The following is a 14162-nucleotide window of genomic DNA, read 5'->3' as shown; positions in this document are numbered from 1 at the left end:
GATAGTATAAATTTGCAACTTTTAAATTAGTCATTTTGAAGATTTTTCACTCCATAAGCGAATTTGTTGCTACTAAAAAAACGATACTAACTTTAGGTACTTTTGACGGGGTACATTTTGGACACAAAACCATATTAAATAAAGTAACTCAAAGCACCTTGAACGGAGCTTATGAAAGTGTAGTCCTTACTTTTTTTCCACACCCAAGAATGGTGCTTCAAGAAAAATCGGATATAAAATTACTCAATACGATTGCTGAAAAAATTGAATTATTAGAGCAATTGGGAATAGAAAATTTAGTCATACATCCTTTTGACACTACTTTTTCTAAATTAACTGCCGAAGAATTTGTTCGAGATATTTTGGTGCATCGCTTTAATATTCAAAAAATAATTATTGGTTACGACCACCGCTTTGGAAGAAACAGAACCGCCGATATTAATGACTTAATAATGTACGGCAAATCCTATGGATTTGAGGTAGAACAAATTACAGCCCAAGAAATCAACGCTATTTCGGTAAGCTCTACCAAAATAAGAAATGCCATTATGGAAGGCGAAATAACTTTAGCCAACACCTATTTGGGCTATCCATATCCCATTTCCGGAAAAGTAATTAGAGGAAAACAATTAGGAAGAACCATTGGATTCCCTACTGCCAACATTGACATTGCTGAAGATTTTAAACTGATACCAAAAAACGGAGTATATGTAGTAAAAAGCCTCATCGATAACCAAACTGTTTATGGCATGATGAATATTGGTTTTAATCCTACTGTAGGTGGAGAAAAACAAAGTATAGAAGTTCATTTCTTAGATTTTGACAAAGATGTATACCACCAAGAACTTAAAATTTCTATCCTACACCGCTTGCGTTGGGAACATAAATTTCAGAATATTGACTTTCTGAAAGCCCAATTAGCACAAGACGAAAGCAATTCAAGAGACTTTATAGCGGCTTATAATTTGCACAGTAAAAGTTAATCTTACGTAAAATAAATTTTCAATTCATTTTTTTAGTAATTTTAGTGGTAATTAGTTCATTTTCAACACCATAAATAACCCTTAAAAAACTAAATTATGAAACTTTCAAGAGAATTTCAAAACGGCTTTCTCATATTTGTTGGGATAGCTATCTATTTTTTGGTCATGAATAGTATCGGTTTGTCAGATGTATTTTACTTGCGTTTATTCAACACATTTTTTGTTTTATACGGAGTAAATCGCAGCATAATGATGAATGTTCATGATGGAGAGGTCTTACTTGCCAACAATGCAAAATCAGCTATGAAGACTTCAATAATTGGCGTTTTTTTGAGCATCATCGGATTAATTATTTATAGTTATCTCCAAGGCGGAGACGAATACGTACAATCATTATCCAAAACCTTCCTTTTTGGAGGCAACCCATCCGTTATGACATACAGCATTTGCTTGTTGTTTGAAGGAATTGCTTCTTCTGTAGTGGTAACAATGCTCCTACTATTATATTGGAATAACCGTATGGTAACCGATTCCTAGTCGGTCAAATAAAAAATGCTTTTAGTGTACTCAAATTGCTACTTCAAAACAATTTGATTACTTTTGTCGCACTAAAAATGCACCTATGAGCAGTACAAAACACAATTGGACCAAAGAAGAAATCATTGCCATATATAATAAACCCTTAATGGATTTGCTTTATGAAGCAGCTTCTATTCATAGAACCAATCACGATCCAAATGTGGTTCAAGTTTCGACTTTGTTATCTATAAAAACCGGTGGATGTCCTGAAGATTGTGGGTATTGCCCGCAAGCCGCAAGATACCACACCGAAATAGAAGGCAATGATTTGATGTCTGTAAGTCAAGTGAAAGCACAAGCGTTGAGAGCTAAATCTGGAGGTTCCTCAAGAGTTTGCATGGGAGCGGCTTGGCGAAATGTAAAAGACGGACCAGAATTTGATCAAGTATTGGAAATGGTTCGTACCATCAATAAATTAGACATGGAAGTATGTTGCACTTTAGGGATGCTTACAGAAAATCAAGCCAAACGTTTAGCGGAAGCTGGTTTATATGCGTACAATCACAATTTAGACACCTCAGAAGAATATTACAAAGAAGTCATTTCAACTCGTGGTTTTGAAGACCGTTTACAAACTATAGAAAATGTTCGCAAAACAAATGTTACCGTTTGTAGTGGTGGAATTATTGGAATGGGAGAAAGCATCGAAGACAGAGCTGGAATGTTGGTAGCACTTTCTACCTTGAATCCACAACCGGAATCTGTGCCAATTAATGCGCTTGTTGCCGTTGAAGGAACCCCTTTAGAAGAAGAAAAACCAGTTGAAATTTGGGAAATGATTCGAATGGTAGCCACCACTAGAATTGTAATGCCAGAAACTCAAGTGCGTTTGTCTGCCGGTAGAATGAACATGAGTAGAGAAGGACAAGCTTTGTGTTTCTTTGCGGGAGCCAATTCTATCTTTGCAGGAGACAAATTGCTAACCACCCCAAATCCTGATGTAAATGAAGATATGAAAATGTTTGAAATGCTTGGGTTAACTCCACAAAAACCATTCATAAAAATCATGCAGCCCGAAACCGTTGAAGCAGAAAACTCACAATTTACTGCTCTTGGTGAAAAACCAAAATGGTCTAGACCTGGTCACACTATCGAAAAAAACATAGAAGCTTCTCTTAAGAATAAGTGAAAATATTTTACCATAAATTAAAGCTTTATTAACTTTGCTCTTAGCCTAAAAACTAAGAGCTTTTTTTTTAATTTTTAATTTCCATCTATGAAACTGAATCTTACTGAAATTGAACGTGTTGAAACCATTTCGAAAGAGGATTTTTATAATCAATATATTAAAAAACAAAAGCCCGTAGTTATCCAAAAATTGACCCAAGATTGGCCTGCCTACGAAAAGTGGAATCTCAATTATATAAAAACGATCGCAGGTGACAAAATCGTTCCCTTATACGATGATCGCCCAGTATCGCATAAAGATGGATTCAATGCGGCTCACGCTAGCATGAAAATGACCGAATACATTGATCTTTTGCAATCAAAACCCACAAATTATCGTATTTTTTTATACGAATTAATGAAAGAAGTACCCATACTTCAAAATGATTTTAAATGGCCTAATATTGGACTTCGCTTGGTCAAACAATTACCTATGTTGTTTTTTGGAGGCGAAAACTCTAAAGTTTTTATGCATTATGATATTGACTATTCCAATATTCTACATTTCCATTTTCATGGTAAAAAACAATGCATGCTATTTGCCCCCGATCAAACCCCATTTTTATATAAAGTGCCTCATGCTTTAATCGCAAGAGAAGATATTGATTTTGATAATCCAGATTTTGAAAAATTCCCAGCCTTAAAAAAAGCGCAAGGACTCATCACTACATTAAATCACGGAGAAATGCTTTATATGCCTGAAGGCTACTGGCACTACATGAAGTATCTTACTCCAGGTTTTTCTATGAGTTTACGAGCTTTTCCAAGAAGAATTTCTAATTTGTCCAAAGCCGTTTACAATGTATTTATCATGCGCTATTTTGATACTGCCATGCGAAAAATCAAAGGGCAAGCATGGATTGATTATAAAAATGAAAAAGCCATAAAAGACACCCAGAAAAATTAAACATTTAACCCCTAAGTTCCCAAAGATTTTCGCAAAGGCACAATGTTCAATAGTACTACTTTGTGCAGTTTGGTGACTTCTTCGTGTTTCTTTGTGGTAAAAGATTTTGAAGAAAAGATCTGTTTTTTTTTAATAAATTAACTTTTTGTTACTAATGGCTCCGTTGGCTAACGTACTTTTTACAATGAAAGTTTGTTCACTTGAAGGCAAAGTCGAAATCGACCATTCTTTTGCATTAATTTTCGATTTATCGTAAACTTTCCGGCCTAACAAATCGAACACCTGTACTTGTACTATCGCTTCTTTCGAGGAGGTAAGATTGATTTTTCTATTTTTCACACTTATAACTAATGCCTTATTCACTAATTCATTATCATGGGTGTCTAATGTTTTATTAGTATACCTCAATATAAATCGGTCATTTTCCACCCCATTTATGGCGGTAAAGGTGTACTTCCCTTTGGTCAACTCATGAAGGGTGTTGTTTTTTTTATCCTCCAACCAAATCTCTTGTCTCGCCAAAGCCCCGTCTCTGTTGTCGATACTAATATTGAAAGTTCCTGCAATAGTACTGCGGTACCCCAAAGGCACCATATCTGTCGCTTCAAAGGGCAAGGCGCGTCCTTGAATGCTCAGGTTTTTCCCTTGGTTGATGCTATAAAAATCCACAAATTCATGCCCATCAAAACTTGGTCCGTCATACAAATTATCCCAATCATTGGTTGCGCCTGTAATATAGCCTACTAACAATTGTTTGAAGGCGCCACCACTATTGGTCATGTTCAACCAAATGCGGTTTTTTTCGATAGCTGCTGTTTTTTTGACCGTTGCTTGTTTGAAAAATTGAGTGTTTTGATCAATTACTCGCATACTATTTTTAAATTCAAACTTACTATTAATTGGAATACTTGACATTGTCCCCACAAAAAAGGATTGACCAGATGCAATCTTACCCGATGGAATTGGACCTCCTGATACGGCGGCATCTTTTACCGCACCTGTACCTCCTGTACGGTTATAAGTTGCGTAATCATCAGCCACATAAATATAATTTGAACCACTTTGTTGAATAGGCGTATTATGAGTCCAAAAATACAAAGCACCATAAATAATCCTTGCATTATTCTCATCAGTCATAAACAAATCAGCATCAATAGCTGAAGGATATGGATTTCCTAACAAATTATATTGATCACTTCCCACCGGAAAACGATATACCCCATTATTGGGAATTCCTATAAAAACAGCTTGATAAACTGAAGGTATCGTGGTAGAAAAATCTTGAGGCCCTCTAATAATATAGCCTCTTCCGATGGTCATTACAGCAGAAGGCAATTCGTTTTTCCAGTCGTTAGTTGCCCCATCAAAAGAGAAAAATTTATCAGAAAGTGTCAATGGTGAGACATCGATTAGTTTCTGATTTTGCACAGGACTCGACCAATAGGTATAATCCATTTTCCGAATAGGTGTTGTATTTCTTTTCAATTGCAATATTCCAGAATTGCTACTCTGATCATCTAATTGATGCAAACTTGCCTCATTTTCTAATATCAAAAGTCCGGTCCCGTCATATTGGTATCTTAAGGCTAATGTAATTCCAGCATTGACTTTTACTTCAAAACCTGACGCAATCGAACAATTGCAAGCATAGGTAGTGTTGACAATGGTAAAATGATCCTCAAAAAGCAATTCTTTCCCTGGAGTTGGCTCACCATTGGTCCAAACTCCAGCCATTCTTTTGGTTTGGTCTATACACAAGATAAGTCTAGCAATTCGATGTTTGGTAATTCCAGAAACTGAATTGAAGGTGCCACCAATCAACACTTTTTCATCTGAAGTTAAAGCCATGGTAGAAAGTGTACCATTCAAATTGACCAAAAAACTTCCGTCAACCGTGCCATTCGCTTGTAAGCGCAGCATCCTTTTGACTGCCCCTCCATTATAAGTTCCAGAAAATGTCCCTCCAAGTAGCATTCTACCATTGGGTTGTACCAAAATATCTCGAACGGTTCCGTTACTGAATCCTGATCCTATACTGAAACTAGTATCTAAACTACCATCAGGATTTAGGCGAACAATTCTTCGTCTTGTATTACCATTAAAAGTAGCAAAAGAACCTCCGACTACAATTTTGTCATCGGGTTGAACCGCTAAGCTATAAACCGCTGCATCAAATCCTGTTCCAGTCGAAAAACTAGTATCCCTGCTTCCATTGGCATTCAATCGGATGATTCTACGAGATGAAATTCCGTTAACTATCGTAAAGTGACCTCCTAATAGTATTTTACCATCGGACTGCAATGCAATAGTTTCTATAATTCCGTCTTCGGCACCTGAACCTGTAATAAAACCAGCGTCTAAAGTACCATCGGGTAATAAACGAGCAATTTTTACAGCAGGAATTCCATTGTAAGTAGAAAAATTACCCACGATGATAATTTTTCCATCGGACTGAATCGCTACTCCATATACTTGTCCGTTGCACCCTAATCCAATATTGAACGAAGCATCAACACTTCCATTAGCTAATAATCGCGTAATTCGATTAACTGCGGTTCCATTAAACGAAGTAAAATTACCAACAATGATTATTTTTCCATCGGATTGTACCGCTGCATTTCGAATAGTAGCATTAGCGCCCTGACTCAAACCGTTAAATGTGAGATCCATTTCGCCTGCTTCGTTGAGTTTCGCGATTCTAGGAGCGACTCCGCCATTAAATTGTGTAAAATTTCCAACAACTATTACACTTTTGTCTGATAGTGGCAGTAGTTTTGAAACACTGTTGTTCAGCCCCACTCCCGATGTTAAATATCCAATATCCAAAGCGCCTTGCGTATCAATCTTGGCTAATTTGCCTTGATTTTGATCATCAAAAATGGAGAACGAACCTCCGATAAACCAAGAAGTATCCATTAAATTTCCTAAGGCAAAAACACTGGCGGAAGCTGGGCCATTACCAATATCAAATGCCGTATTGATCACCCCATCAGGACGGAAGAGTTGTACTCTATTTACTGGCGTTCCGTTATAGGTTCCGAAAAAAGAACCTCCTATCAAAAGATCTCCACTAGAATTAATCAAAATAGTCTCAACTGCACCCGAACTAAATCCTATGCCAGAAGCAAAAGAGCTATCTATGGCTCCATTTGTATTTAATCGTAAAATTCGATTGGCTACATTTCCATTATACGAGGTAAAAGAACCTCCCAAAACAATTTTACCATCCGTTTGAATGCCTATAGCATTGACGTTATTGTTAAAGCCAAGCCCACTCGTAAAACTAGTATCCAAACTACCATCGGCATTCAATCGAGCAATTTTACCAACACTAACACCGTTGAATAGATCAAAATCTCCTCCAATAATAATTTTTCCATCGGATTGAATTTTAACTTTTTCAATCAAACCCGAAGCTCCTGTTCCAATCGCAAAAGTAATATCGACTGTTCCATTTCCTAAAACTTTCACCATTCTATTGGTAGTAGTGCCATTAAAATTCGTAAAACTTCCCACCAAAAAAACACTCCCATCGGGATGTAACGCCATATCGTATATGATATTATTGGTGGCACCAAGCGAAGACGAAAATGAAGCATCACGAGTTCCATCTGAATTCAAGCGGACTAAACGTCCCACTGTTGCACCATTGAATTGGGTAAAAGATCCAGCTACCACGATTTTACCATCAGGCTGAAGTAAACAAGCATAAATTTTATTATTAAAACCTGTACCTAAAGTAAAAGACACATCCTTGGATCCATCAGGCATTAACCGGCATAAATAAGGTGTTGCAATCCCATTAAAATTTAGAAACTCACCACCAACAATCAACTTACCATCGGGTTGAACGACTAAAGTTCTTACGGTATCATCAAAACCATCCCCCAAAAGACCATCGTCGTAGGTGTTAAAGGTAGGATCAACTTTTCCTTGTTGACCAAAAACTGGAATAGAACCAAAACTAAGAACTAAAAACAAGAGCAACGTATTCTTTATTTTCAAAGGCATAAAATTAAAATTAGAGTACTACTAGTATTTTTATAAATTAACAGTATTTATTGTAATAAAAATATTAAGTCACATTCAAATAGACAATACCAAGATTTAGTGATATTTAAGAAAAATATTTTATGTTAAAACTAAACGCATTCAAAGTAAAAAACCCTTTCAAAGTCAAGTACTCTGAAAGGGTTTACAATTAAACAGTTATTTTTTTAATAAATAATCTTCTTATTGCTGATGGCGCCGTTGGGCAAAGTAGTTTTTACAATCAAGATTTGATTACTCAAAGACAAATTCGAAATGGTCCATTCTTGGGTGTTAATTTTCGACTTATCGTACACTTTTCTTCCTAACAAATCAAAAACCTGTACTTGCGTTATCGCTTCTGCCGAGGACGTAACGGTGATTTTTTTATTTTTAACACTTACAATTAAAACTTTATCCGCCAGTTCATTATCATCTGTTCCTAAAGTTTTGTTGGTGTATTTCAACACAAAGCGGTCGTTCTCTACTCCATCTATTGCTATAAAAGTATATTTACCTTTGGTTAAATCATGCATGGTACTGGTCTTTTTGTCTTCCAACCAAATGGCTTGACCTGCCAAAGCGCCATCTCTGTTGTCGATACTAATATTGAAAGTTCCTGCAATAGTACTGCGGTACCCCAAAGGCACTTCATCTTTTTCAGAAAAGGGCAAAGCACGCCCTTGAACGGTCAGATTTTTTCCATGGTTAACACTGTAAAAATCCACAAACTCTTGCCCATCAAAAGTTAGTCCATCATATAAATTATCCCAATCGTTCGTGGCTCCCGTAATATAACCCACTAGCAATTGCTTAAACGCTCCACCGCTATTGGTTAAGTTCAACCAAATACGGTTTTTCTCGATAGTGTTTGTTTTTTTGGTATTGGTTACTTGTTTAAAAAACTGCGAATTGTTACCCGCCACACGCATATTGTTATTAAAAACAAATTGAGTAGCAGTAGGTATGGCTTTCGATTCTACAAAAAAAGATTGACCGGCAGCAATCTTACCCAATGGTTTATTGGAAACCATTTCTTCATTTGGATCCATAACTCCATTACCATTGGCATCTACAAAATTTCCAACTCCAGTTCCGGTTCCACCAGTTAAGGTATAACTCGCATAATCATCAGCGGTATAAACATAGTCAGACCCACTCTGTGCGATTGCTGTATTGTGCGTCCAAAAATACAATGCTCCATTAATAATATTAACATTATCAACAATAAACTTATCCGCATCAATTGCTGATGGGTAAGGATTCCCAAGTAAGTGCATTTGATTAGCACCCGCAATAAAAGAATAATTCCCATTGTTTGGAACCCCCTTGAAAGCTACCGGCTGCTTATAAGGCATGACAACTGTTTCTGGATAAGGTGCCCCATAAATCCCAGGTTTGGGCGTGCGGATAATGAATCCAACTCCAGGTTTCATTTCGCCGTCATCAAAAACCCAATCATTAGCCGAACCATTAAACCTAAAATACTTATCCCATAAAGTATTTGGTGACAACAATTTTGCCGTTTGCCCACTTACTGGCGAAGCCCAATACGTAAAATCAAAATTTTTCATCGGGGATGATTTACGACGGTATTCTATAGCTCCGGTATTCATGGCATTAGTAATTTGGACTAAGCTGGCGTTGTTTTCGAAAATTAACTGCCCGTTGGTCGTAACGGCATTCGTGATGGTCAAAGTAACTCCAGTGGGAACTGTTGCGATAACCCCGGAACTTATAGTCAATGCACAAGCCGTTAAATTCGAAATAAAAGGAGAATTGGGTACTACTGTTGAGACTATAGCATTTTTTGTGGCATCTGGGATACCATTACTCCAAGAAGAACCATTCCATGTAGTACTTGAAGAATTTATAATAGGAACATTTATTGTTGGCGATGAAGTGCATCCTCTTGTTACAGTAAACGTATAATTACCTGCGGTCAATCCTGTAACCGTATAACTCGTTCCAGAACCTGAATACGTTGCAGTAGATGTACCTATTTGATTGATTGTCCAAGACCCTGAAGGCAAATTATTCAACACAACACTACCTGCTGATGAACAAGTAACATTTGTTATGGTGCCAACTGCTGGAGTACCAGGACTATCAAGAACAACCGTTTGATAACCTAGAGGCGTATTGACATTTGCACTTGTACTTCCATTACATCCAACGGCTCTTACTCGATAATAATAGGTGCCAATACCTAAGCCTGTAACATTAAATGAAGTGACAAATCCAACATTTAAATTACTGTATCCTGAAACAAATGAGGTAAAACCACTTCCAGTTGAAACATCCAATCTATAAGTTGTCGCCGAAGATACAGTATTCCAATTTGCCCTAAAACTAGAACAAGTAACTTCTGTCCCTGGAGTATATGTTGGCGCTATTGGGGTACCAGTTGTGCCGGTAATTATGGTCACAACATTGGAGCTATACACACAGCCAGAAGAATTCACGGTAGTACCCTTTAAGTTTCTTCTATAATAAATTTGAGTAGCTGCCACCGGATTAGTACCAGGAACGGTATAATCTCTACCTGTTGCGCTAGCAATATCTGTCCAATTAACATTGTCTGTTGAGGATTGCCATTGAAAGCTTACTGGTGGTATTTTATTATTGCTATTATCCTGCGTTGCTACATCAGATCCAGTTAAAAGAGTGTTTGTATTGACACATCTAATAGTCGTCCCCGCAGGAGTGATCGTATTTATAGTGCTTAACGTTGCAGCATCAACTGGAAAAATAGTAAAATCAGATACGTTTTCTCCACCCTTTTCATAAAAATCAAACTCTAATAAGCTATTTCCTGTCAAAGAAACCAAAACATTCTTAAAATTACTCGGCCCTTGTTGCTCCCATGCATTAAAGACTAGAACTCCATCTATATATAATCGAACTCCATCGTCTCCTCTAACATTCACGAAATAACATCCTGCTGGATAGATCGCTGATGTAGTTTGCATTTTATATCGAACTGCAAAAGTATCTGTACGAACAGTTTGTAAGGTACCCCCAGCCGTAAATGGAAAACAAGTATCAGTACCTCCATAACCTTGAACAAATGACCTTGTAGTACCTGAAACCGTATTTGCTTGTGTAAAATTCCCTAAATAATTAGCAAAAGCATTAGCATCTGATGGGGGTACTCCTACAGCATTTGAAAAATCATACACATGCCCTACCCATGAATTGGTTCCTGCTGCATTAGGATTGTCAATAGTATTATTACCACCGATAAATGTTGCCGTTAAAGTATCAGTATTGGCACTACTTTGGCAAATTGTGGGTGTAAATTCAATCCTCAAAACACCTGTAAACGAAGCTGTCCAATCCAAAGAGGCACTGGTAGAAGTACTAGATGCTGAGAAACTGTTTAACAAAACCGTTGGAATAGCATTATTATAAAGGGCTATTTTTTTTATTAAACCAATAGCATTAGAACTAGTTGCTATTCTATATTGTAAACCCTGAATAACATTGAGCGTTACATATCGATTAAAAGGAACTGATGAAAAAGTAACGCCTCCAATATTTGGACTAGCTACCTCACGATTATAACAGATACTCTGTGTGGTACCAAATGAAGTCGTAGGTGGCAATGTGCAAGTAAATTCATCTGCTCCCATATAAGGCTTTACACGATTCTCCCCATCAATATCTGTGACAACAGCTGCCAATGCAATACCTTGTAGTGATTCATTATTCAAAGTTTGCTCCAATCGTAAAGTTGTATTTGATACAAAATCTGGAGTTATATTTTGAGCATTAGCTTCTTTGGATGTAGCAGATTTCCAATTCGCTAGGGTTGCTTTTAAATTTGAAGGAGTATAATAATCACCCCAAGAACCAATATGTTGCCTAGAAACATAGTTATTATAATCTAAATTCAGAAACTTACTAGTATCCATTCCTGCTGAATAGAAAGCAACTCTGGTACTTCCACTTGTTTGAGCGTTTACAAAAATATTATTCCGTATATCTAATGCATTACAACTTGTTTCCACATAAATGGCTGCGGATATCCCTGAAGCTTGATTCACTCCCAAACGAACGCTATTATGATATATCTTGGCATTATCTCCTCCTGCTACTATGATTCCAAAACCATTTTGTGTAGATGTTCCTCCGCCTCCAATCGAGGCGACATTTGAAACAACATTATTGGCTAAGGTAATATTATTCCCGATAATATAAATTCCAAAAGCCGTTTCAGCAACAGTGCTAATCACATTATTTATTTGATTATTTGAAATGATCCCATTGTTCGCGGTAACCGCAATTCCTCCTGCAAAAGGAAAATCACCATAGGCAAGATTAGTCTCAGATAAATTAGACAAGATGTTATTCCCGATAGTAAAATTTGAAGTTTTAGTTAAAACTACACCTGTAAAGGGTTTATTGAAAACACTTGTCGCAGAATTTGAAGAGTTAAGAACAGTCCAGTTAGCATTTCCCGTTTCATCTGTTCCATTAACATACAACAAATGCTTCACATCAATAAAATTTACATTATTCACTGTTGTATTGGGATTATTAGCATCACTAGTTGTGCTAATTGAAGAGCCTCCTGCATAAAGACCTAAAGAAAAATCACTTACAGCTGAAAAATTCTGTTGTATGTTAAGATTTTTAACTTGATTGAACGAAGCCGTATTTCGTAACCAAAAAACAGTTTTTGGAGAAGTGTGTACTGTTGAGTTATTATAAACCGTCATTGCTTTGTTTACCGATCCATTATTCCCATCAAAAACAACATAATCCGCACCATTCAAATCAATAACACTTGTTACTTGTGTTGCACCAGAATTGTTAGCTCGAATCAAAACTGTTTTACCTGTATTAGGTTTTATGGTTAACGTATTAACAGCACTAGCACCTGCAAAAGCATTGATAACAATGGGAAAAGACTCTGAAGCTGCATAAGTAGCATCGTCTAACAAAAAAGTAACCGGCCCCGAAACACCAGAGCTGTTAATTCTAGCTATAGCATTGGTAATCGTATTAAAGGGGGCAGGCTGTGAAGCACCAATAATGTAATTGCCCGATAAGGCTTGACCTAGTCCAAAAAATGGTAGTAACAGTAAAACAAACCATAAATTCCTATAACATACTTCATTTATCTTTGCAAAAAATCCTAATTCAAACATGTAACCTTTTCTTAAATTTTATTTATCTACTTTTTTAATCTTTTGAAAATCAATATCAAGTTAAAAAATTAAAACCGTAATCTTCATTATTTTAAAAGGCTGCAAAATTATGGATAACAACTCAAAACCAAATGGGATTTATAAAAATATTAAGTTTTTAAACATAGACAAGTATTTAAAAAAATTACACAACTACTTGACTTACATTGATTTATGATTTAAAAGTAGCAACAATAAAGCAAAATAAAAATAACCCAAAAAAAGGGTATAAGTAAGAAAAAACCCTTTCAAAGTACTTGACTATGAAAGGGTTTACAATTTAACAGCTATTTTTTTAGTAAATAATCTTCTTATTGCTAATGGCTCCGTTGGCCAAAGTAGTTTTTACAATTAAAGCTTGTTCATTCAAAGATAAATTCGAAATGGTCCATTCTTGGGTGTTAATTTTCGACTTATCGTACACTTTTCTTCCTAACAAATCAAAAACCTGTACTTGTGTTATCGCTTCTGCCGAGGACGTAACGGTGATTTTTTTGTTTTTAACACTTACAATTAAAGCTTTATCCGTCAGTTCATTATCATCGGTGCCTAAAGTTTTGTTGGTATATTTCAACACAAAGCGGTCGTTCTCTACTCCGTCTATTGCTATAAAAGTATATTTACCTTTGGTTAAATCATGCATGGTATTGGTCTTTTTGTCTTCCAACCAAATGGCTTGACCTGCCAAAGCGCCGTCTCTGTTGTCGATACCAATATTGAAAGTTCCTGCAATAGTACTACGGTACCCCAAAGGCACTTCATCTTTTTCAGAAAAAGGCAAAGCACGCCCTTGAACGGTCAGATTTTTTCCTTGGTTGACACTGTAAAAATCCACAAACTCTTGCCCATCAAAAGTCAGTCCATCATATAAATTATCCCAATCGTTCGTGGCTCCAGTAATGTAACCCACTAGCAATTGCTTAAACGCTCCACCGCTATTGGTTAAGTTCAACCAAATACGGTTTTTCTCGATAGTGTTTGTTTTTTTGGTATTGGTTACTTGTTTAAAAAACTGCGAATTGTTGCCCGCCACACGCATATTGTTATTAAAAACAAATTGAGTAGCAGTAGGTATGGCTTTCGATTCTACAAAAAAGGATTGACCGGCAGCAATCTTACCCAATGGCTTATTGAAAACCACTTCTTCATTTGGATCCATAACTCCATTACCATTGGCATCTACAAAATTTCCACTTGTTCCTGTTCCACCAGTTAAGGTATAACTTGCATAATCATCGGCGGTATACACATAATCCGAACCACTTGGTGCAATAGCGGTATTATGTGTCCAGAAATACAATG

7 protein-coding genes are annotated in these 14162 nt (G+C 36.5%); 4 read left to right on the top strand and 3 right to left on the bottom strand.

Annotated features, from left to right (window positions below; all coding sequences use genetic code 11):
* The first annotated feature begins 35 nt into the window (after positions 1-35).
* The 4 genes from FLB_RS07360 to FLB_RS07345 all read left to right on the top strand — a co-directional run bounded on the left by FLB_RS07360 (position 36) and on the right by FLB_RS07345 (position 3636).
* Positions 36-983, top strand: coding sequence for a bifunctional riboflavin kinase/FAD synthetase (locus FLB_RS07360; protein WP_064715319.1), 948 nt, complete (start codon positions 36-38; stop codon positions 981-983).
* Positions 984-1079: 96 nt separating this feature from the next.
* Complete coding sequence (locus FLB_RS07355) at positions 1080-1520, top strand: hypothetical protein (RefSeq protein ID WP_064715318.1); 441 nt, start codon at positions 1080-1082, stop codon at positions 1518-1520.
* 85 nt (positions 1521-1605) lie between these two features.
* A complete protein-coding gene (gene bioB / locus FLB_RS07350; protein ID WP_064715317.1) occupies positions 1606-2691 on the top strand; it encodes a biotin synthase BioB in 1086 nt (361 codons plus the stop codon).
* An 87-nt stretch (positions 2692-2778) separates the two neighbouring features.
* The gene (locus tag FLB_RS07345) at positions 2779-3636 is read left to right on the top strand and encodes a cupin-like domain-containing protein (protein ID WP_064715316.1); all 858 of its coding nucleotides are present in this window, start codon (positions 2779-2781) and stop codon (positions 3634-3636) included.
* 129 nt (positions 3637-3765) lie between these two features.
* Here FLB_RS07345 and FLB_RS07340 read toward each other — a convergent pair whose 3' ends face one another.
* The 3 genes from FLB_RS07340 to FLB_RS07330 form a co-directional block, all read right to left on the bottom strand.
* Positions 3766-7647: a T9SS sorting signal type C domain-containing protein gene (locus tag FLB_RS07340; RefSeq protein ID WP_064715315.1), complete on the bottom strand. Its 3882-nt coding sequence runs from the start codon at positions 7645-7647 to the stop codon at positions 3766-3768.
* Between the two features lie 206 nt (positions 7648-7853).
* Positions 7854-12821, bottom strand: coding sequence for a T9SS sorting signal type C domain-containing protein (locus FLB_RS07335; protein WP_064715314.1), 4968 nt, complete (start codon positions 12819-12821; stop codon positions 7854-7856).
* A 334-nt stretch (positions 12822-13155) separates the two neighbouring features.
* On the bottom strand, positions 13156-14162 hold a 1007-nt coding region (locus tag FLB_RS07330; protein ID WP_157490576.1), incomplete at its 5' end, for a T9SS sorting signal type C domain-containing protein.

Source organism: Flavobacterium succinicans, from assembly GCF_001662485.1.
Taxonomy (GTDB): domain Bacteria; phylum Bacteroidota; class Bacteroidia; order Flavobacteriales; family Flavobacteriaceae; genus Flavobacterium; species Flavobacterium succinicans_A.
The sequence above is the reverse complement of the archived record's forward strand: the minus strand, read 5'-3'. Positions and strand labels throughout refer to the sequence as shown.

Coding starts and splice junctions, on each gene's coding strand:
- FLB_RS07355 (WP_064715318.1), top strand. CDS start 1,080: ATGAAACTTTCAAGAGAATTTCAAAACGGCTTTCTCATATTTGTTGGG.
- bioB (WP_064715317.1), top strand. CDS start 1,606: ATGAGCAGTACAAAACACAATTGGACCAAAGAAGAAATCATTGCCATA.
- FLB_RS07345 (WP_064715316.1), top strand. CDS start 2,779: ATGAAACTGAATCTTACTGAAATTGAACGTGTTGAAACCATTTCGAAA.
- FLB_RS07340 (WP_064715315.1), bottom strand. CDS start 7,647: ATGCCTTTGAAAATAAAGAATACGTTGCTCTTGTTTTTAGTTCTTAGT.
- FLB_RS07335 (WP_064715314.1), bottom strand. CDS start 12,821: ATGTTTGAATTAGGATTTTTTGCAAAGATAAATGAAGTATGTTATAGG.